The organism is Brevundimonas sp. (assembly GCF_029945885.1).
Lineage (GTDB): Bacteria > Pseudomonadota > Alphaproteobacteria > Caulobacterales > Caulobacteraceae > Brevundimonas.
The window spans coordinates 46237-66783 of sequence record NZ_JAQSDK010000001.1 but is presented as its reverse complement, the minus strand read 5'-3'; the positions used below and the strand labels follow the sequence as shown (position 1 = coordinate 66783).

The window sequence follows — 20547 nt, the reverse complement described above, 5'->3', positions numbered from 1 at the left end:
TCGCGCGGGCGTAGTCGGCAGAACGGGCCTTTCCTTGAGGGATAGCGCCGGGGTCAAATGCCGCTCGCTACCCATTGCGGACGTTTGGCCGTGTCGGCGCAGTCGGGAAATGCGTACCTACGGCCCGACGTCGGTGGCGACGCGGGCACCGTCATCGACCGGCCGGGGCAGGCTGACGGCGATACCGAGAGCCTCGGCCAGCTTGTCGTCGCGGCCGTAGACATCCTCGCGGAAGGCGACGCGGCCCTGACCGTCGACGAAGGCGGTCCAGTACAGCAGGCGCACGCTGATTTCGCGGCCGGTCTGGATGCGCTGGGTCTCGCGGCTGTCCTGGGCGGCGTCGAACTCGGCCAGTTTCTCGGGATCCGGTGACAGCAGCAGGCGGGCGAACTCGACCGCGCCCTGGACGCGGACGCAGCCGTGGCTGCGCTGGCGCATCGACAGGTTAAAGGCCGATTTGGACGGGGTGTCGTGCAGGAAGATGGCGTAGCTGTCGCGCAGCTCGAACTTCACATAGCCGAGGGCGGCCGTCGGTCCGGCGCGCTGGATCACCGTGCCGTTGGAAATATACATGTTGTTGGCGGCCAGATAGCCGGGGCCGCGCGGCAGGATCTCGTTGCGGGCGATCGAGGCCGGGACATACCAGGGCGGATTCGCCACGACGGAGGCGAACGGCTTTTCGAGACTGGGGGTCTGGTTGGCCGGTGAGCCGACAACCACGCGGTTGGAGTGAACCGGCTTGCCGTCCTTCCAGTAGACCATGATGGCGGCGGCGGTGTTGACCTCGATCCGCTCGGGCGCGAGGTCGCGGGCGAGCCAGCGGCGGCGCTCGAGGTTAAGGGCGATCTGGCGGGCGCGATCCTCTGCCGAGGCCGACAGGGAGCGCTGGGTGCCGGCACCGATGCGGGCGTCGGAGGCCAGGCCGTGACGGGTCTGGAAGCTGCGCACAGCGGTCTGGAGCTCGGGACCGTAGAAGGTTCCGGCCAGGGTCAGGCGGGTGCCGGCGGCGGCGTCGAGGTCGCCCTCGGCCACCAGGCGGCGGATCAGGGGCTGGATGCGTGGATCGCTGGTATCGGGCTCGATGGTCGGGCCGGCGGCGAACAGGGGCCAGCCGCCCCCGTCACGAATCAGGCGGCGATAGCGGACATAGCCGGCGGACAGATTGGCATAGCCAATGTCGGTCGGGGCCAGGCCCTCATACCAGTCGACCAGGGTGTTGCGGGTGATGGAGTCGGCCAGGCCGGTGGGCAGGTCGATGCGATTTTTCTGCATCTCCCACAGGTCCTCGACCGTCTCGGGGCGGATACGCCCTTCGGACAGGACCCGGGCATAGCCGAGGGCCGCGACCGTGGTGCGCATCTCGGTCGCGGCGGGATCGACGGCCAGGGCGGGAAAGTTGAAAAAGTCAGTCTGGGACAGGCCGTGACGCTCGGCCCGGCTGGCGGCGGTCTGCAGGGCGCGCAGGCGGTCGGCGTTCCAGACCGGACGCCAGCCGGTCAGCTCGTAGAAGGCGCGGACGTCGCCCTGGAAAGCGGCAGGCAGCCGGGCCAGCTGATCGTTGAAATTGTCATAGAAGGCATTCGCGCCCGGGTCGCGGACCTGTGCCGTCGCGGCGGTCGACGCCGTGGTCAGGGCCGCAGCGGCCACGCCAAATCCCAATTGCCTTCGGTTCATCTCGGTCGCTCTTGCTCAGCCGCGCGGTGGACAGGGTGTCCTCGCCCCGGCCGAACGCCCCCATGGTATCGGCGTTCCGGACAAACAAAAAGCGCCGGTCCTGCGACCGGCGCTTTTCGTGGCCCTGAAGCCTCAGTCGACTACTTCTTGATGAAGCCGCCGAACTTGTTGTTGAAGCGCGAAACGCGACCGCCGCGGTCCAGCAGGTGGGCGTTGCCGCCGGTCCAGGCCGGGTGGGTCGAGGGATCGATGTCCAGGTTCAGCGTCGCGCCTTCCTTCTGATAGGTCGAGCGCGTCTGGTAGGACGTGCCGTCAGTCATCACCACGGTGATGAAATGGTAGTCGGGGTGCGTGTCCGCTTTCATGGTCGTCGTCCGGTCTCTGCGCGATGACGATGCCGACCGTCGGTGCGCGTCAATGAGAAAACCCGCCGAAGGCTCCGGCGGGAAGAAGGGGCGGCGTTTACACCGGGGGGCGTTCCGGGGCAAGAGGCGGGCGCATGACCCAGTCTCCGCCGCCCATCGCCCCGTCGTTTGAAGCCGAGGGGCGTCCCGGTGCCGGTGCCCTGCTGGTCGAGCAGATGGGCGAGGCCGGGGCCAAGCGGGCCAAGGCTCGCAGCGTGCGGCCGCTGGGGCGGTTGCTGCCCTATCTGATGCGGCACAAGGCCCATGCGGCGATCGCCGTCTTCTGGCTGCTGTTGTCGACCGCCGCCTCCCTGGCCCTGACAGGGACCGCGCGCGGGGCGATCGACAACGGTTTTGATCAGGGCGGTCGCGACCTGAACCTTTGGTTCCTGGTGCTGGGAGCCAACGCCCTGTTCCTGGGGCTGGCCACGGCGATCCGCTATTTCTACGTCACCAAGACCGGGGAACGGGTCATCGCCGACCTGCGCACCGGCCTGTTCGACCGAATCCTGACACTGGATCCGTCCTTCTATGCGCGGATGCGCACCGGCGAGGTGCTGTCGCGGTTGACCACGGATATCGCCCTGGTCGAGACCCTGCTGACGACCTCGGTCTCCTTTGCCCTCCGTAATGCCCTGACCATGATCGGCGGGGTGATCCTGCTGTCGGTGGTCAGTCTGAAGCTGACCGGGCTGGTGCTGCTGACCGTGCCCTTCCTTCTGGGGCCGTTGTTCCTGTTCGGGCGGCGGGTGCGCAAGCTGACTGTCCGCGCCCAGGACGAGTTCGCGGGGGCCGTGGGCTTCGCCGGCGAGAGCGTCGACGCGATCGAGACGGTCCAGGCCTTCGGCCGCGAAGCCAGCGCCATCGAACGGTTCGGCGCGGCGGTTGAGCGGGCCTTCGCCGTGTCGCTGGTGCGGATCAAGGCCAGGGCTTTGATGACGGCGATGATCATCGTGGTGATGTTCGGCGGCGTGACCCTGGTGTTGTGGCTGGGGGCCCAGGACGTGATCGGCGGGCGGATGACGCCGGGGGCCCTGCTGCAGTTCGTGCTGCTTTCGGTCTTTGTGGCCGGGGCCGTGGGCGCGCTGGGCGAGAGCTGGGGCGATGTGCAGAAGGCGGCCGGGGCCATGGAGCGGATCGACGAACTGATGCGCGCCACGCCGGGCATCGCCGCTCCGGCCTCGCCGCGCGCCTTGCCGGAGCCGCCGCGCGGCGAGGTGTCGATGTCGGCGATTGATTTCGCCTATCCGGGCCGCCCCGACCTGGCGGCGCTGAAAGGGTTCAGCCTGACGGTACGCCCCGGCGAGACCGTGGCCCTGGTCGGGCCGTCGGGGGCGGGCAAGAGCACCGTCTTCCGTCTGTTGCTGCGCTTCTATGATCCGCAGGCCGGTGTGGTCTCGGTCGACGGGGTGGATGTGCGCGAGGCCGACCCGGTGGCCGTGCGCCGCCGCTTCGCCTGGGTGTCGCAGGAAGCGCCGTTGTTCTCGGGCTCGGCGCTGGAGAATATCCGTTTCGGTCGTGAGGCGGCGACCGAGGACGAGGTGCGGGCCGTGGCCGACAAGGCCCAGGCCCTGGGCTTTATCGACGCCCTGCCGGAGGGCTTCGACACGCCGCTGGGCGAACGCGGCAAGAGCCTGTCCGGTGGGCAGCGCCAGCGGCTGGCCATCGCCCGGGCCCTGGTGCGCAATGCCCCGATCCTGCTGCTGGACGAGGCGACCAGCGCCCTGGACGCCGGCAATGAACAGCTGGTGCAGGCGGCGCTGGACGCGGCCATGGAGGAGCGCACCACCCTGGTCATCGCCCACCGACTGGCCACGGTGTTGCGCGCCGACCGGATCGTGGTGATGGAGGACGGGGCCGTGGTTGACGAGGGCACCCATGCCGAGCTGATCGCCCGCGGTGGCCTGTATGCCCGTCTGGCCGAGCTGCAGTTCCGCGCTGATTAGCGGGCGACGGCCACGGCGGCGGCGGGAAAGTCGCTGAAGGCGGCGTCGAGGCCGAAGTCGCGGAAGGCCGTCAGCCAGGCCGTCAGGTCGGCGGCCCCCGGCGGCAGGAATTGCGCCTCGGCGCGGAAGGTCCAGGCGGCGACCTTGAGGCCCGCGGCATGGGCATCGGCGATCAGGGCGGTCTGCGGGCGGTCCAGATCAGGCGCGATCATCGCCGCCTCGACCCCGATCCAGCCGGCATAGGTCGCCACGGTCGTCAGGCCCGCCGGCGTGGCCATGGCCGCATAGGTCAGGTCCGGTCGGTCGACCGGGCCGTCGGCGACGCTCATCAGCTGCAGCCGGGGGGCGTCGATCCGGGCGGCAAGCCGTTTCAGCGGGCCGACCTCGAAACACTGGATCAGGATTGGGGCGTCGGCCCCGGTCAGGCCGTTGGCCTCCAGCACGGCGACGAAGGCGTCCTCCATCGGCAGGCCGGCGGCGGCGAAATGCGACGGATGCTTCAGTTCGGGCGCGACGCCGATCACGCGACCCGTCCGCTCCGTGCCCGCCCGGGCGATATCGATGACCTGCTGGAAGGTCAGGATCGACCCGGTCCCGTCGTAGGCGGTATTGGCCGGGCGCACGGCGGGCAGGCGTTCGCGGGCGCGCAGGGTCTGCAGTTCGGCGAGGGTGAAGTCCTCGGTGAACCAGCCGGTGACCACCTGACCGTCGACGGTGCGGCGGGTCTGACGATCGGCGAATTCGGGATGGGCGGCGACGTCGGTGGTTTCGCCGATCTCGTTCTCGTGGCGGACGATCAGGACGCCGTCGCGGGACATGACCAGGTCAGGCTCGATGACGTCGGCCCCCTGGTCGATGGCCAGGTCATAGGCGGCGCGCGTGTGTTCGGGGCGTTCGCCGGACGCCCCGCGGTGGGCGATGACCTGGAGGAGAGGTGCGGGAGTCGGCAAGGCGGCGGGTCCGGCAAGAATGGCGAGGGCCGACAGGATGATCTGAAACATGGGCCCAGGGTAGAGGTTCTGGACGACGGTGTGATGACCGTCGTTTGCGCCGGGATCAGGTCGCCTGGAGGATCTTGCGCAGCTGCGGATGGATCTCGCTGTTGGAGGCGATGATCTGTTTGCCGTTCATCGGGTCACCGTCGATGTCGATGGACGAGACGATGCCGCCCGCCTCGGTGACGAACAGGATGCCGGCGGCCACGTCCCAGCGCTGCAGGTTGCGCTCATAATAGGCGTCGAACCGTCCGGCGGCGACCCAGGCCAGGTCCAGCGCCGAGGAGCCGAGGCGGCGGATGCCGGCGACGCGCTGGCCGACCGCGTGGATGTCCTTGATCGACTGGGCGTGGCCCGTCTTGCCGATGAAGGGCAGGCCGGTGGCGATCAGGCTTTCGCTCATGTCGCGACGGCCCGAACAGCGGATACGCTGGTCGTTCAGATAGCAGCCCTTGCCCTTTTCGGCCCAGAACAGCTCGTTGGCGACGGGGTTGTAGGTGACGCCGGCGACGATCTCTGAGGTGCCGTCCGGCGCGCGCCGCTCCAGCCCGACCGTGATGGCGAAATGGGGGATGGCGTGCATGAAATTGGTGGTGCCGTCGATCGGATCGACAACCCAGGTATGGCTCTTGTCGGTGCCGTCCATCATGCCGCGTTCCTCACCCAGGAAGCCGTAGCCGGGGCGGGCCTTCATCAGCAGTTCGTAGAGGGTGTCCTCGGCCTTGATGTCGGCGGCGGTGACGAAATCACCGGGGCCCTTGCGCGAGATCTGCAACTGCGAGACCTCGCCGAAATCGCGCAGCATCGGGCGGGCGGTCTTGCGGACCGCGTCCAGCATGACGGAAACGAGGGCGGAGGCGAGAGCCATGGGGGAATCTCCTGGTCCGCAGCTCCTGAAAAGGCGTGTTGCCCGGAGGTGCGGAGAAGTTCAAGGGGTAGGGATTAGGGCTTAGGGCTTAGGGCTTAGGAAGCAGGCGGTTCTAAGCCCTAAGCCCTAATTTCCAAGCCCTAGTCAGCGCGGCGGACGTATTCGCCGGTCGCGGTGTCGACGATGATCTTCTCGCCCACGCCCATATAGGGCGGGATCATGATGCGCACGCCATTGTTGGCGATGGCCGGCTTGTAGGAGGACGAGGCGGTCTGGCCCTTCACCGTGGGTTCGGTCTCGACGACTTCCAGATTGACCTGGTCGGGCAGGGACAGGCCGATGGGCCGATCCTCGTGCATCTCGATCGTCACCTTCATGCCGTCCTGCAGATAGGCGATGCGATCCTCGCCGACCCAGTCCTTCTGCAGTTCGATCTGCTCGTAGTTCGTGTCGTCCATGAACACGAGGGCGTCGCCCTGCTCGTACAGATAGGAGAACTCCTTCTGTTCCAGCGTGACGCGTTCGACCTTGTCTTCCGAACGGAAGCGTTCGTTCAGCTTGTTGCCGGTCTCGAGGTTCTTGGCCTCGACGTTGGCGAAGGCCCCGCCCTTGCCGGGCTTGACGTGGCTGGCCTTGGTCACGACCCACAGGCCGCCGTTGTGCTGCAGGACCATGCCGGGCTTGATGGTGTTGCCGTTGATTTTCATCGGTGTCTCGGAAGGAATTGGGCGCAGCCTGCGACGGCGCGCGAACGGGCGCAGTCCGTAGAGGATGCGGTGCCATCCGGCAAGGTGGCGGCCCGGATCAGCCTGGATCGTCGTCCGGCACGGCCAGATCGGCCGGGTCCAGGTCATAGTCCAACAGGTCGCCGGGGCGGCAGCCGAGGGCGGCGCACAGACGGGCCAGGGTGCTGAAGCGGATGCCCTTGACCTTGCCCGAACGGAACAGCGACAGCTGGGTCTCGCTGAGGCCGATCTCGGCCGCCAGGTCCCGGGCCTTCAGTCCCTTCTTCACGATCAGGGCGTCGAGGGTTACGCGGACCGGCATCAGACCATCTCGTCCAGCTCGGCCTGGATGTGGCCGGCCTGTTCGACGACGCCCGCCAGCAGGAACAGGGCCCCACCGATCATGCCCAGGGTCATGCCCGGAACATCGAAATAAACCCAGCCGCCGCGTCCCCCCTCGATGATCCGGATCAGGTTGGTGATGCCGAAGACGCTGAGCAGGCCGCCGACCCCCAGCGACAGGCCAACCCGGCGCAGGGCGCTGACCAGGGTCGGCTGGATCAGGCGGCCTTTCGCCAGCTGGCCCATGGCCGAGCCGATCGACCAGACGGCGAACAGATAGAAGAGGGTGGGCAGGGTCCGGATGACCTCCGTCCGCCATAGCGACGGCGTTCCGGCATAGTCGCCCCGGGCCATCAGAATACCGGGGGCCACCCCATACATCAGCAACAGCAGGGCTCCGACGCTGACCACCATGAAGACGGCCAGCCAGCGGAATTGCCTGCACATGGTGCGGAAACGGGTCAGGTCGGTCCGGCTCATGCGGCGCTCCAAATCTGTCTTTTCTTTAATCTTGACTTAAAGACCGGTCGTTTGCAACTTTATCTAAGAGTTAAACAAAACGAGCCTGGATCATGAAGGTCGCCATCGAGACAGAGGGTCTGACCCGTCGCTTCGGCCGACACCTGGCGGTCGACGCCGTGTCAATGTCGGTCCCGGACAGGGCCGTCTACGGCTTCCTCGGACGCAATGGGGCAGGGAAGACGACGACGCTGAAGATGCTGTTGGGCCTGATCCGACCCAGCGCCGGGACGGCCCGGATCACCGGCATCGATGTGCGGCGCGATCGCATCGGCGCGGCGCGGAGGGTGGGCGCGCTGCTGGAGGCGCATGGCTTCTACGGCAATCTGACCGGTCGGGAGAATCTGGCGCTGACCCGGACCCTGCTGGGCCTGCCGGCCGCGGAGATCGACCGGGTGCTGGAGGTGGTCGAGATGACCGATGTCGCCCGTCGGCGGGTGTCGGACTATTCCCTGGGCATGCGCCAGAGGCTGGGGCTGGCGCGGGCCCTGCTGGGGGCACCGTCGGTGCTGGTGCTGGACGAGCCGACCAACGGGCTGGACCCGGACGGCATCGCCGATATGCGGCGGTTCCTGAAGGCCCTGCCGGAGCGCACCGGGGCGACCGTTCTGCTATCCAGCCATCTGCTGGGCGAGATCGAACAGACCGCCAGCCATATCGGCATCCTCCATGAGGGGCGGCTGGTGCTGGAGGGGCCGCTGGCGCGGCTGAAGGCCGACCTGGCTCCTGAAATCGCGCTGCGGGTCGATGATGCGGCGCGGGCTGCGGCGGTGCTGCGCGGTCATGATCTGACCCTGTCGGAACAGGGCGGGGAACTGGTGGCGCAGCTGCGACGCGGCGACGACCATGACCGCGCCTGCGCCGGACTGAACCGCGCCCTTGTGGAGGCCGGGGTGGCGGTGTTCGCCATCGGGCCCCGGGCCCGCTCGCTGGAAGGCATCTATCGTCAGGTGTCGGCCGTGGATCCCGCCCGTCTCAAGGAGACCGTCTGATGCTGGCCGTCCTGTCCGTTGAACTGCGCAAGCTGAACCGGTCGCTGGCCCTGGTGCTGGCGTTGGCCGCCCCGTCCTTGATCGGAATTTTCATCTTCTTCAACATGCTGCGCGGGGCGGAGGCCCAGCCCTGGGACCGTCTGCTGATGGGCTCAACCGGGATCTGGGCCTTCTTCATGTTGCCGATGAGCGTGACCGCCCTGACGGCCCTGGTCGCCAATATGGAGCACGGGCCGCGGTCCTGGGATCATCTGCGGGCCCTGCCGTTGCCGCGCTGGCAGATCTATGCAGCCAAGGCGGTCTGCGTTCTGGGGCTGGTGGCGGTGATGAGCCTGCTGAATCTGCTCCTCACCATCGGGGCGGTATCGGTTGCGGCGGCGATCAAGCCTGCGCTGGCCCCGACCGGGACGCTGGATGTTGGCGGCAGTCTGGTGCTGTGGGGCAAGGTCTGGCTGGCCGGTCTGCTGATGGTGGCCCTGCAGTTCTGGACCGCCCTGCGGTTCGCCAGCTTCGTGCCGGCCCTGGTGCTTGGGATCGGCGGGACCTTCTTCTCGGTGGTGGCCACGGCGGCGAAACAGGGCGTGTTCTTCCCCTGGCAGATGCCGGTCAACATGCTGGCGACCGACAGCTGGCGGGTGACCACCGCCCTGAGTCTGGGCGGTGGTCTGGGGCTGGTGGTGCTGATCCTGGCGGTGGCCCATCTCGGCCGGCGCGAGGTGCTGTAGATCAGTTGCCGGTGGCGCTGCGGTCGGGGGCGATCTCGGTCATGGCGGACTGCAGATAGTTGGGCTCGCCCAGCTGTTCGATCAGTTTGAACTGGGCCTCGAGGAAGTCGATATGCTCCTCGGTGTCGGCGAGGATCTCGGTCAGGATCTGGCGGCTGATGTAGTCGGCCCCGGCCTCGCACTGGGCGATACCGTCGATCAGGGTCTTGCGACCGCCCAGTTCCAGCTGCAGGTCGGCCCCGAGGCATTCGATCGCGGCCTCGCCGATCTTCAGCTTGTGCAGGTCCTGCATATTGGGCAGGCCGTCGAGGAACAGCACCCGCTTGATCAGCTTGTCGGCGTGTTTCATCTCGCCGATCGATTCGTCGTAGATGACCTGGCCGAGGTGTTTCAGACCCCAGCTCTCGAACATGCGGGCGTGCAGGAAATACTGGTTCACCGCCGTCAGCTCGTTGGTCAGCACCGCATTGAGGGTGCGAATGATCGCGGGGTCGCCCTTCATGGTCTTCGCCTTGCTATTCGGCGGCCAGAGCGAACGCCTGTCGGCTGTCCTGAATCATCTGCCGCATCTCGCAAACACATTTAGCACACTGGGCGGCGCACTGGTTGCTGGCGAAGATTTCGCGCGGCCGGGTCGCCCCGGCCTCGATGGCGAAGGCGACGTCACGCTGGCGCAGGCCGTTGCAGTTGCAGACATACACGGAAGGCGATTCCCGTCGGGTGTTGATAATGGTTCTCTATAGCACCAATACAAGCGACTGCAAATCGTTCGCATTGTTGACCGGGCGTTGACGTGCGCGCCTGATTGTCCCAGCGAGAGCCATGGCCCGCACCCCCCCGATCCCGCCCCGTCCGCCCTGTCGCCTGTATCTGATCACGCCGCCGGCCATCCCGGACCTCGACGCCTTTGCGCGCGATCTGGAGGCGGCGCTGGACGCCGGCGAGGTGGCGGCGCTGCAGATCCGGCTCAAGGAGGCCGATGATGCGACCGTGCTGGCGGCGGTGGCGGCGCTGAAACCGGTTGCCCAGGCGCGGGGCGTGGCCGTGATTCTCAATGATCGACCGGACCTGGCGGCCTGTTCCGGCTGTGACGGCGTCCATCTGGGCCAGTCTGACGCCTCCGTGGCCGAGGCTCGCCGGTTGATGGGCCCGGAGGCCATGATCGGCGTGACCTGTCACGACAGTCGCGAACTGGCGATGGAGGCGGCCGAGGCGGGGGCGGACTATGTCGCCTTCGGGGCCTTCTTCCCGACCGCGACCAAGGCGACGACCCATCGTCCCGAACCGGAGGTTCTGACGATCTGGCAGGAGACGGTCGAGATTCCCTGCGTGGCGATCGGTGGGATCACCGCGGCCAATGCCGCAGACCTGGCGCGGGCGGGGGCGGATTTCGTGGCGGTCAGCGCCGCGGTCTGGAGTCATCCGCAGGGACCGGGAGCGGCCGTGGCGGAGATCGTCGCCGTCCTGACGGTGAATCCCTGAATTTCAGGGGATATTAGTGAAGCCTGTGCATGGCTACAGGCTGAATTTGGTGTGCCGAGACCTGACCCGATGACTGCGAGCCCTGCGGACCCGTCCGCTGACCCTGTCCGAAAGGAGCCGGTTGCCGCCCGCACGGCCCGCGCCGGACGGAGCAGCGCGGCCGCCTTTTTCAACGAGCCGCTGGCCCCGGTTATCGCCGCCGTCGGGGTGGTTATCCTCGTGGTGCTGGCCATCGAGTTCTCGCGCTCGGCCGGTCTGGTCGCCGCCCTTTGGGGGGCCGGGGGGCTGGCGGTCGTGGTCTGGCTGCGCAATGCCCGCGGCCCGATGTACGACCTGTGTTTCGGCAGTCTGATCGCGGTCGGGGTGCTGGTCGGGGAATTCCTCGCCGGTAATCCAACGTCGCTGGCGATCATGTTCACCGCGGCCAATATGATCGAGATCGTCGGGGCCGTTCTGCTGGCCCGGCGGTTCGCCCCGAGCCTGAATCTGTCCAGCGTTGAGGGGACCGGCCGGTTCCTGCTCAGCGCCGCCGTCCTGGCCCCGATTCCGGCCGGACTGTTTACCTCGGCCTTTCTGAGTGTGCTGAACGGGGCCGATTTCGCCTATTCGTTCGGCACATGGTGGCTGGGACACGCGATGGGAATCGCCGTCATCGGTGCCTTCGGCCTGGCCGTGACCCGTCGCAATCTGGCGATGATCGCCCGGCCGATGAAACTGCTGGAGACGGTTCTCCTGTTGGCGCTGCTGACCGCCGTCAGCACCGCCATCTTCTCGCGGCTGAGCCTGCCGCTGGGGTTTGTCGTCCTGCCGATCCTGCTGGTCATCGCCGTGCGGTTGCGGGTTCTGGGGCTGACGGCAGCGCTGCTGATCGTCACCATCCTGGCGGTCGGCGGCAGTATGGCGGGTTTCGGCCCCTATGCCGTGCGCTTCCAGGGCGCGGATCGCGCCCTGATGGCGCAGATGCTGGTGCTTCTGGGCTATCTGCCCGTGCTTCTGGTCGCCTCGCTGCTGGAGGAGCGCGACCGGCTGGCCGATCGTGCCCGGGCGGGTCAGGCCCGCGCCGAACGGGCCTCGGAGGCCAAGTCACGGCTGCTGGCCAATGTGGCCCATGAGGTCAAAAGCCCGGTCGGGGGCATCATCGGCATCGGCGAGCTGTGGCAGACCGGGCAACTGGGTCCGATCACCCCGATCCAGGCCGAGATGGCCGAGATGCTGGTCAAGACCGCGCGTCAGGTCGAGGCCCTGTCCCATGACCTGCTGGATGTGGCCCGGGCCGAGTCCGGCGCGGTCAAGGTCGAGCTGCGCCCCACCGATGTGCGTGGGGTGATGGAGGATGTGCGCCGGGCCGTGGCGCTGCGGCCGGAGTCCCGTGACCTGAAGCTGGAGCTGGTGTGTCTGGGCGACGGGTTGGTGGCCCTGGCCGATTCCCAACGTCTGGCCCAGGTGGTGGCCAACCTGGCCTCGAACGCGGTCAAATACGGAGCCTCGGGCGGGTCGATCGTCTTCCGGGCCAGCCGGGTCGATCACGTCGTCCGCATCGAGATCATCGACAAGGGACCCGGCCTGTCGGCTGATAAACAGGCGCAGTTGTTCGAGCCGTTCAACCGGCTGGGGCTCGAGCGAACCACGGTCGAGGGGCATGGCATCGGTCTGGCCCTGGCCAAGCGGCTGACCGAACTGCAGGGCGGCACCATCGGGGTGATTTCTCAAACCGGTGAGGGGGCCACCTTCTGGATCGAACTGCCCGCGGCCTGATCCGGCCAGGGACGGCCAGCTGGCCTCGAGGTCTTGTGATCGCCCCGATCCGGAGCGATGGTCCGGATATGAAAATTCCCAGCTCCGCCGCCATCCTGCTGCTGCTCGCCACGCCGGTCGCCGCCCAGAGCCCGCCGTTGACCCAGGCACCGTCAGCCACCGACCTGACCCGGGCGCTGAACGGCGGCCCGCCCTTCGTCGCCCCGACACCCGCCCCGACACCCGCCCCGACACCCGCCCCGACGCCAGTCCCGACGCCAGTCCCGGCACCCGCCCCGACGCCAGTCCCGGCACCGGCACCGGTCAGGGGCCCTGCGCCGACACCGACGCTCGTCCCGGCTCCGGCACCGGCACCGGTCAGGGGCCCTGCGCCGACACCGACGCTCGTCCCGGCTCCGGCTCCGGCACCGGTCAGGGGCCCTGCGCCGACACCGACGCTCGTCCCGGCTCCGGCTCCGGCACCGGTCAGGACACCTGCGCCGACATCGACGCCGGAAGCGCGACCGGCTCCGGTGGCAACGGTCCCTGTGATCGCACCCGTCGCCCCGGTCGTTGCAAGGCCGGAACCGGTGGGCCCGGCCTATCGTCCGCTGGACGCGACGGCCCGTGCGGCCCTGCCGTTCCGCCTCGACCTGCCCGAGGGGTTCGATCTCGATACCGGTCGGCCGGGGCCGGACTTCACCATCTATTCGGTGCGGCGCGGGACCACGCCGTTCGTGATGATCTATGCCGGTCCGGCGTCGCAATTCCCGATCTATGACGGCCAGTTGGCCGAAGTAGCGGGTCGTGCCTCCGTCGTCGTCACCGAGGCGGACGGGCGGCATGCGATGGAGCATCTGTTCCAGCGGGCCACTGCGCCTCGGGAAATCCATGTCTGGGTCGCCAGCCTGGAGGGGGCTGACCGGGCCCTGGCCGAGCGGATCGCCCAGTCGGTGGATCTGCGCTAGGCGGGGGTTCCGTTTGCGGGCTTGCCGGATCGGCCACCGCCTGCAATCCTGCGACTCATTCGCATTTGCGGGAGTCGTCAATGATCCTTCTGGTCACAGGTTGCCGCGCCATTGCCCGGCTGATGGCCCCGGAGGCACGGCCGCGACCGGCGGGTCCGGCGGCCTGCCCGTCGCGCAACACGAGTGTCAGCAACCTCAAGCCCGGGCCTACCGGGCCGGGCTGACCGCCGGGTTCAGGGCTGGAGCCGGACGCTGCGGGCCGCGTCGCCGGGCCGGAAGACCAGGCTGCGGGTCACGCCGGCGGAACGGATATTGACCTGCTGTTCCTGGTCGTCGTGGACGCCGGGGAAGAAGTCGAGGTCGACCGTGATCTGATGCGCGCTGCTCCCAGGCGGAACCTGTCCGGCGAAACGGATCCGGATATTGTCGCCGGCCAGGTCAGTGGCAGTGCGCGTCAGCGCCACGGTTCGACCGTCGATGTCGAGGCGGAAGCGCGCGGCCAGATGATCCTCGAGTGCCGCAACCGCGGCCGGATCGTCGAGACTGGGCTGGGCCCCGGGGGCGATGGAGACCAGGGCCGGCTCGACGTCATGAGCGGCGAAGCGGTGCTCGACCCGGACCGCGCCCGAAACCCCGTCGATCTCGACGACGGTCAGGCCGTCATGGCCGCGATGGGCCAGGGCCGGGGTCGCCATACCCAGGACCAGAAGGGCGCTCAGCAGCAGGCGTTTCATCGGCGGCTGGACCGGGTCGCGGTCGAGTCCGGGCTGACCTCGACGTCGGAATCGCGCATGCGGTTCTCGCCGGCCGGACGCTCGCCCGACAGGCGCAGCGACTGCTGGTCGATGCGGCGCGGATAGGCGTTGTTGGCGCGGTCGGCGTCGGCGGTCTCCCACAGGGGGTCGATCTCGGCCCCGGTCAGGGTCTTCGACGACACATGCTGCCAGACGACCTGGCGGCTGTTGCGACGCCAGATCTCGGCCGGGATGCGGATCGTCTCGTCCGAGCCGTCGCTGTAGGTCAGCTTCAGGATCACCGGCATCACCAGGCCGCCGACGTTGGTGAAGGTGAAGCGGTAGATGTTGTCGTCGAAGCCCTGGGCGGCGCGGCGGTCGGCGTCGGCGCGGGCGGCGGCGGTGGCGGCCTCGCGGCGTTGGGCCGCGGTGACGGTGAAGCGATCGGTCTCGTTGTAGAAGTCACGCACGGCCGGATCGCGTTCGATCACCGTCTCGATGCCGCGGTTGCCGGTCACGGTGGTCGGGACCGGTTCGCCGGCGAAACGCTCACGGTCGGCGCGGGCCCGGGCCTCGGGATCGGCCGGGGCGAGGCGGACGGCGGTGACACCGTCCAGAGAGATGTCGACGTGGTCCGTCGAATAGAACCAGCCGCGCCAGAACCAGTCCAGGTCGACACCCGAACTCTCCTCCATGGTGCGGAAGAAGTCATAGGGGGTCGGGCGTTTGAAGGCCCAGCGCTGCGAATATTCGCGGAAGGCGCGGTCGAACAGGTCGCGGCCCAGCACGGTCTCGCGCAGGATCACCAGGGCGGTGGCCGGCTTGGCATAGGCGTTGTTGCCGAACTGCAGCAGGCTGTCGGACTGGGTCATGACCGGGACCTGGTCCTCGGAGACCATGTATTCGACGATGTCGCGCGGCTCACCGCGCGAGGGGAAGTCGGGATCCCAGAGCTTTTGCGCCTCGTACTGAAGGAAGCTGTTCAGCCCCTCGTCCATCCAGGTCCACTGGCGTTCGTCGGAGTTGACGATCATCGGGAAATAGAAATGGCCGACCTCGTGGATGACCACGCCGATCAGGCCGTTCTTGGCGCGTTCGGTATAGGTCAGCCGGCCGTCGTCACCGCGCACGGGCCGGGGCCCGTTGAAGGTGATCATCGGATATTCCATGCCGCCGACGGGGCCGTTGACCGACTGGGCCGTGGGGTAGGGGTAGATGATGGCGAACTGGTTGTAGACGTCGATGGTGTGGGCGATGGCCCGGGTCGAATAGGTGTCCCACAGCGGGCGGGCCTCCTTCGGATAGAAGGACATGGCCATGACCACCGGGTGGTCGGCGCTGTCCTGATCCACGCCCATCGCGTCCCAGACGAATTTGCGCGAACTGGCCCAGCCGAAGTCGCGCACATTGTCGGCGGTGAAACGCCAGGTGCGGGTGCCCGAACGGGCCGGGCGGGCCTCGGCGGCGGCGGCCTCGGCCGGGGTAACGACATAGACCGGGGCGTCGGCGGTGCGGGCCCGGGCCAGGCGCTCGCGCTGGGCGGCGGTCAGGATGTCCGGATTGGCCAGTTCGCCGGTGGCCGAGACCTGGTGGTCGGCGGGCACGGTGATGGAGACGTCATAGTCGCCGAACTCGAGGGTGAACTCGCCCGAGCCGAGGAACTGGGCGTTGTGCCAGCCCTCATAGTCGGAATAGACGGCCAGGCGCGGGAACCACTGGGCCGCCAGAAAGATGCAGTTGCCGTCCTCGTCCGGTTTGGTGAAACACTCGTAGCCGCTGCGGCCGCCGACCACATTGGTCTCGGGCAGGGGCAGGGTGAAGCTCATCGTGAAGGTGAAGGCCTCGCCGGTCGCCAGCGGTTGCGGCAGTTCCAGCCGCAGCATGGAATCGACGATGGTGAAGGGCACGGCCCGGCCGTCGGGGCCGGTGATCGTCAGGTCGTTGAAGCCGCCTTCCCAGTCCTGGAACCGCTGCACCCGCAACACCTCGCTGACGCTGACGGTGTCGGAATTGGTGTAGGTTCGGCTGCGTTCGGCCAGGGAGTCGCGGCGGTAGTTCTGCTGATCCAGCAGCAGCCACAGATAGCCGAGGGCGTCGGGCGAGTTGTTGAGATAGGTGACCTGTTCTGTGCCGGTCAGGGTGCGGCGCGTCTCGTCCAGCGACACGTCGATGTCGTAGTCGACCTGCTGCTGCCAGTAGCGGTGGCCGGGCGCGCCCGAGGCGTTGCGGTAGTCGGTGGGGGTGGGCCAGTCCTCGCCCTCGAACTGGCGGAACTTGTCCTCGAACGTGCCGGTCGACTGGTCGACCGGCCCGACGCTCTGTTGCGCCAGGGCCGTGGTCGTGCCCGCCAGGCCGGCCATTACCGCCAGTACCAGTCCTGTACGCATCCGCATCCGAAACACCGTCTGTTACCTGAAAACCCGGGGCAACCTTAACGGGGGGCGAATCCTGCGCAAGCGGCGGAACGTTACGTCTGTGTAATCCAGCCACGCTGCCCTGACCGCGGCCCTGCCGGGGGCAGCTTCGCGGCGCGGGTGGGTTCAGACAAGCTCCACTGCGATCGCTGTGGCTTCACCACCGCCGATGCACAGGGAGGCCATGCCCTTCTTGCCGCCGCTCGCCTGCAGGGCCGACAGCAGGGTGGCGATGATGCGCGCGCCGGAGGCCCCGATCGGATGGCCCAGGGCCGTGGCCCCGCCGTTCACGTTCAGCTTGTCGTGCGGGATGTTCAGTTCCTGCATGGCGATCATGGCCACGACGGCGAAGGCCTCGTTGACTTCCCACAGGTCGACGTCCTCGACCGACCAGCCGGCCTTCTTCAGGGCCTTCTGCATCGCCGGAACCGGGGCGGTGGTGAACAGGCCCGGCTCATGGGCATGGGCGGCATGGGCGACGATCCGGGCGACGACCGGCAGGCCGAGGGTTTTCGCCGTCGACTCGCGCATCATCACCAGGGCGGCGGCCCCGTCCGAGATCGAGGAGGCGTTGGCGGCGGTGATGGTGCCGTCCTTGGCGAAGGCGGGTTTCAGGGTCGGAATCCTGGACGGGTCGGCCTTGCCCGGCTGTTCGTCGATGCTGACGGTCTCGCTGCCCTTGCGGGTCTTGACCTCGACCGGGGTGATCTCGGCCTTGAAGGCCCCGCTTTCGATGGCGGCGCGGGCGCGGGTCAGGCTTTCGATCGCATAGGCGTCCTGGGCCTCGCGCGTGAACTGGTACTGGCCGGCGGCGTCCTCGGCGAAGGCCCCCATCAGCTTGCCGGGCTCATAAGCGTCCTCGAGACCGTCGAGGAACATGCTGTCGGAGATGACGTCGTGGCCGATCCGGGCCCCGCCACGGTGTTTGGCCATGACGTAGGGGGCACCGGTCATCGACTCCATGCCGCCGGCGACGATCACCCGGGCCGTGCCGGCCAGCAGGGCGTCATGGGCCATCATCGTGGCCTGCATGCCCGAGCCGCACATCTTGTTGACCGTCGTGGCCTCGACATGGAGGCCGAGGCCGGCCCCGATCGCGGCCTGACGGGCCGGGGCCTGGCCGAGACCGGCGGGCAGGACGCAGCCCATGAAGATCTGTTCGATCTTCGCCGGGTCGATTCCGGCCCGTTCGACCGCCGCCCTGACCGCAGCCGCGCCCAGGTCGGTGGCCTTGACCCCGGACAGGGCCCCCTGGAAGGCCCCCATCGGCGTGCGGGCAAAGGCGCAGATGACGACGGGATCGGTGGGCGTGGGCATGGGGGCTCCTGACGATGCGGACCGCTGCGGCGTAGCGCCTGGCCCACGCTCCGGCAAGCGACGCGGATTGTGGTGCGGGTTTCTTTTAATGGTGCTGTAGACTTAGGAGTCAGGGAGAGCATCGCAAGTGGCGTCAGGCGTGCGAAAAATTCGAATGACGCAGGCCGTGTGGGTGGCGCTGCTCGGTATCGCCCTGACCCTGGTCGTGGCCGTCTGGGCGGAACGCGTTGCTTTCGGCCGGCAGAATGAAGGTTTCGAACGCCAGGCTGACGGCGTCCAGTCTGCGGTTGAGGGGCGGTTCGACACCTATGTCGCCCTGCTTCGTGCGACCGTGGGACTGTTTGCTGCCAGCGATGAGGTCACACCCGTTGAGTTTCAGAATTTCATCGCGTCACTGGACCTGATCGAGCGATATCCGGGCGTACAGGGCATCGGGTATGCGGCCTGGCTCGACAGTCCCGGTGCCCGGGCGGAGGTCCGGCGTGATCTGCCCGTCGGGACCCGGCTATGGCCGGACACGGCCAGTGGCGAGAGTGCCATCGTTTTTCTGCAGCCGCTGGACCGGCGCAACCTGGCGGCGCTGGGGTATGATATGTACTCGGAGCCAATCCGTCGCGAGGCCATGCGACGCGCGCGGACACTGGACGTTCCCGCCAGCACTTCGGCCGTGACCCTGGTTCAGGAGATGGATACGGACAGGCAGCCCGGTTTCCTGGTCTATCTGCCGCTATCCCGCGCCGACGGAGTCTTCCAGGGATGGATCTATGCGCCGTTCCGGGCCCGGGATTTCTTCGACGGGGTTTTCGCTGCAGAAGCCGGTCCGGAGATCCGGAACGTTACCGTCCGGGAGGGCGGAGCCGATGGAACCGTGCTGTGGCCTGCCCGGCCGGTATCGCCCGCGGGGGCCGGGTTTTCGACCGTTCGGGAGGTCAGTTTCGGCGGTCAGACCTGGCGGCTGGAAATGTCCGCGCCCAGAGGGCTGGGTCAGAGCGGAGTGCCGATCGCGATCCTGATGATCGGGCTGTTCCTCACCGCCCTGCTGAGCCTGGCGTGGCACTGGCAGGATCGCCTGCTGGAAGCGGCCCAACGGGCCAGGACGCGCTCGGACCTGTTGCTGAAGGAGGTGAACCATCGCGCGGCCAACAGCCTGCAACTGGTCGCCTCTTTCGTCTATCTGCAAGCCCAGGCGGTGACGGATCCCAAGGCGAGGGCGGCACTGGTCGCGACCCGGGCGCGAATTCTGGCCGTGTCCCGTGTGCACCAGCGGCTCTACACGGATGACTCCGTCGATGGGGTCGAGCTCAAGGCCTATATCGAGACCCTCACCGAGGGTCTGGCCGATGCCTTTGAGGCGGGCGGCCGTCGGCTGGAGGTAGAGGCGGTTGAGGTCCGTACCGATACGGACCGCGCGATCTCGGTCGGGGTGGTGCTGGTCGAACTGGTCAGCAATGCCGCCAAATATGCCTATCCGCCCGACCACCCGGGTGACATCCGGGTGCGCCTTCGCCGCGAGGATCAGACATTGTGGCTCGAGGTCGAGGACGACGGGGCCGGTTTCGATCCGGCGACCAAGGCCAAGGGGTCGGGGCTGGGGATGAAGGTCGTCCATGCCATGGTGACCAAGCTCGCCGGTGAACTTTTGGTCGAGCCGCTGTCGCCCGGCGTGCGGGTATCCGTGGTCTTTTCTATCGCCGGGTGATCAGCGCGCCGGCATCAATTTGCGCCGCTGTCGCACCAGGGCCAGGGGTCGGCCGTCGGGGGCGTAGGCGATCCCGTCCTCGACCGCCCAGCCGCCGCCCACATCCATCGTGCGGAACTCAAAAAAGGCCCAGCCGTCCGGCGAGGTGTCCGGCGTCAGGTCGCCGAACAGGTCGGCCCGCAGGTCAACGCTGGCCGAGATGACCGGCGGGGCGGGCAGGGCAGTCCAGTAGGTCGGATAGATCCCGTCCAGCAGGAACAGCAGCCGGGCCTCGTCCAGCGGACGGCCGTCGCGGGTGCGCATCCAGAGCCGCAGGACCGGAGCCTCCGGCGGGTTCTGGCCGAACAGGCGCGGACCGGACTCGAACCGGTGCTCGACATGACGGGAAAACCAGGGGCCGAACCGGGCGTCCAGCGGGGTGGTCTCGATCTGGTCGAGCGGGACCGCGGCGGCGACAAGCGGGACCAGTTCCGGGCCGGGAACGTCACGCCCGAAGGTGGCCAGGGCCTGCAGGGCCGGGCGATCCGGCTGGCCGGCGGCGACCATCGCATAGGCGATATTGCGCCCGCCCCGCAGCAGGGTCGGCACGAAGGTGACGGGCGCGAACCGGGCCGCGGCCAGATACTGGACGGTCAGGCTGCGCAGGGGGGTCTCGAGGTCGAGCCCCTGTCGTGCCGCGGTCCCGGCCAGGGCCGCCATCAGGCCGCCGAACGGCGCGCCCTTTTCCGGCGGCATCGCCTGGGGCGCATTGGAGAAGGCCCCGCTGAGCTGCGCGATCAGACCCTTGTCGCCATCGGGGGTCAGGGTCAGGGCCTGGGTCAGGGTCTGGTCGGTCATGGGATCCGCGGGCCGGGTGAACGAAAGGCGGGCGGAAGGCCGGTGCCGGACCGGCAGGCTTCCGCCCGAAGTCGAGGGATACAGGAAACGCCGTCGATGTCGGAACAGCGAAAGCGAGTCCGTAGCCAAAAGATACTGACTTAGTGGGTTTAGATTGGCAACCCTCTTGCCA

Annotated in this window: 20 protein-coding genes; 7 read left to right on the top strand and 13 right to left on the bottom strand. The window is 68.0% G+C overall.

Going from position 1 to position 20547, the window contains the following annotated elements; all coding sequences use genetic code 11:
• Positions 1-117: 117 nt before the first annotated feature.
• Together PSV00_RS00320 and rpmE are read right to left on the bottom strand one after the other, a co-directional pair.
• On the bottom strand, positions 118-1674 hold the full coding sequence (locus PSV00_RS00320) for a L,D-transpeptidase family protein (RefSeq protein WP_300443445.1): 1557 nt from the start codon (positions 1672-1674) through the stop codon (positions 118-120).
• A 140-nt stretch (positions 1675-1814) separates the two neighbouring features.
• Complete coding sequence (gene rpmE / locus PSV00_RS00315; protein WP_300443442.1) at positions 1815-2039, bottom strand: 50S ribosomal protein L31; 225 nt, start codon at positions 2037-2039, stop codon at positions 1815-1817.
• A 134-nt stretch (positions 2040-2173) separates the two neighbouring features.
• Here rpmE and PSV00_RS00310 point away from each other — a divergent pair, with 134 nt between their 5' ends.
• The gene (locus PSV00_RS00310; RefSeq protein WP_300443439.1) at positions 2174-4024 is read left to right on the top strand and encodes an ABC transporter transmembrane domain-containing protein; all 1851 of its coding nucleotides are present in this window, start codon (positions 2174-2176) and stop codon (positions 4022-4024) included.
• Here the strand turns inward: PSV00_RS00310 and PSV00_RS00305 are convergent.
• The 5 genes from PSV00_RS00305 to PSV00_RS00285 form a co-directional block, all read right to left on the bottom strand.
• A complete protein-coding gene (locus PSV00_RS00305) occupies positions 4021-5025 on the bottom strand; it encodes a glycerophosphodiester phosphodiesterase family protein (protein WP_300443436.1) in 1005 nt (334 codons plus the stop codon). The two genes, PSV00_RS00310 and PSV00_RS00305, sit on opposite strands and share 4 nt — an antisense overlap.
• A gap of 55 nt (positions 5026-5080) precedes the next feature.
• Positions 5081-5887 carry an inositol monophosphatase family protein gene (locus PSV00_RS00300; protein WP_300443433.1) on the bottom strand — a complete coding sequence of 269 codons (807 nt, stop codon included), beginning with the start codon at positions 5885-5887 and terminating at the stop codon, positions 5081-5083.
• 140 nt (positions 5888-6027) lie between these two features.
• Complete coding sequence (gene efp, locus PSV00_RS00295) at positions 6028-6594, bottom strand: elongation factor P (RefSeq protein ID WP_300443430.1); 567 nt, start codon at positions 6592-6594, stop codon at positions 6028-6030.
• A gap of 97 nt (positions 6595-6691) precedes the next feature.
• Positions 6692-6934, bottom strand: a complete 243-nt coding sequence (locus PSV00_RS00290; RefSeq protein ID WP_300443426.1) for a helix-turn-helix transcriptional regulator — start codon at positions 6932-6934, stop codon at positions 6692-6694.
• The gene (locus PSV00_RS00285) at positions 6934-7434 is read right to left on the bottom strand and encodes a DUF2975 domain-containing protein (protein ID WP_300443424.1); all 501 of its coding nucleotides are present in this window, start codon (positions 7432-7434) and stop codon (positions 6934-6936) included. The genes PSV00_RS00290 and PSV00_RS00285 overlap by 1 nt, the downstream gene beginning before the upstream one ends.
• A 92-nt stretch (positions 7435-7526) precedes the next feature.
• Here PSV00_RS00285 and PSV00_RS00280 point away from each other — a divergent pair, with 92 nt between their 5' ends.
• Positions 7527-8465, top strand: a complete 939-nt coding sequence (locus PSV00_RS00280; RefSeq protein ID WP_300443421.1) for an ABC transporter ATP-binding protein — start codon at positions 7527-7529, stop codon at positions 8463-8465.
• On the top strand, positions 8465-9190 hold the full coding sequence (locus PSV00_RS00275) for an ABC transporter permease (protein WP_300443418.1): 726 nt from the start codon (positions 8465-8467) through the stop codon (positions 9188-9190). Before PSV00_RS00280 ends, PSV00_RS00275 begins: the two co-directional genes overlap by 1 nt.
• A gap of 1 nt (position 9191) precedes the next feature.
• Here the strand turns inward: PSV00_RS00275 and bfr are convergent, their stop codons facing one another.
• Positions 9192-9692, bottom strand: a complete 501-nt coding sequence (gene bfr / locus PSV00_RS00270; protein ID WP_300443415.1) for a bacterioferritin — start codon at positions 9690-9692, stop codon at positions 9192-9194.
• 13 nt (positions 9693-9705) lie between these two features.
• Positions 9706-9891, bottom strand: a complete 186-nt coding sequence (locus tag PSV00_RS00265; RefSeq protein WP_300443412.1) for a (2Fe-2S)-binding protein — start codon at positions 9889-9891, stop codon at positions 9706-9708.
• A gap of 121 nt (positions 9892-10012) precedes the next feature.
• Between PSV00_RS00265 and thiE the strand changes: the two genes are divergently transcribed.
• The 3 genes from thiE to PSV00_RS00250 all read left to right on the top strand — a co-directional run bounded on the left by thiE (position 10013) and on the right by PSV00_RS00250 (position 13374).
• Positions 10013-10672 (top strand): thiamine phosphate synthase, encoded by a 660-nt coding sequence (gene thiE, locus PSV00_RS00260; protein ID WP_300443409.1) that lies wholly within the window; start codon positions 10013-10015, stop codon positions 10670-10672.
• A 69-nt stretch (positions 10673-10741) separates the two neighbouring features.
• Positions 10742-12427, top strand: coding sequence for a sensor histidine kinase (locus PSV00_RS00255; protein WP_300443407.1), 1686 nt, complete (start codon positions 10742-10744; stop codon positions 12425-12427).
• A 68-nt stretch (positions 12428-12495) separates the two neighbouring features.
• Complete coding sequence (locus PSV00_RS00250) at positions 12496-13374, top strand: hypothetical protein (protein ID WP_300443404.1); 879 nt, start codon at positions 12496-12498, stop codon at positions 13372-13374.
• Between the two features lie 233 nt (positions 13375-13607).
• Here PSV00_RS00250 and PSV00_RS00245 read toward each other — a convergent pair whose 3' ends face one another.
• The 3 genes from PSV00_RS00245 to PSV00_RS00235 form a co-directional block, all read right to left on the bottom strand.
• The gene (locus tag PSV00_RS00245) at positions 13608-14108 is read right to left on the bottom strand and encodes a DUF6702 family protein (protein ID WP_300443401.1); all 501 of its coding nucleotides are present in this window, start codon (positions 14106-14108) and stop codon (positions 13608-13610) included.
• Complete coding sequence (locus PSV00_RS00240) at positions 14105-16495, bottom strand: M1 family metallopeptidase (RefSeq protein ID WP_300443398.1); 2391 nt, start codon at positions 16493-16495, stop codon at positions 14105-14107. Before PSV00_RS00240 ends, PSV00_RS00245 begins: the two co-directional genes overlap by 4 nt.
• A 153-nt stretch (positions 16496-16648) precedes the next feature.
• Complete coding sequence (locus tag PSV00_RS00235; protein ID WP_300443395.1) at positions 16649-17839, bottom strand: acetyl-CoA C-acyltransferase; 1191 nt, start codon at positions 17837-17839, stop codon at positions 16649-16651.
• A gap of 154 nt (positions 17840-17993) precedes the next feature.
• Between PSV00_RS00235 and PSV00_RS00230 the strand changes: the two genes are divergently transcribed.
• The gene (locus PSV00_RS00230) at positions 17994-19538 is read left to right on the top strand and encodes a CHASE domain-containing protein (RefSeq protein ID WP_300443392.1); all 1545 of its coding nucleotides are present in this window, start codon (positions 17994-17996) and stop codon (positions 19536-19538) included.
• Here the strand turns inward: PSV00_RS00230 and PSV00_RS00225 are convergent, their stop codons facing one another.
• On the bottom strand, positions 19539-20375 hold the full coding sequence (locus PSV00_RS00225; RefSeq protein ID WP_300443389.1) for a thioesterase family protein: 837 nt from the start codon (positions 20373-20375) through the stop codon (positions 19539-19541).
• Between the last annotated feature and the right edge of the window lie 172 nt (positions 20376-20547).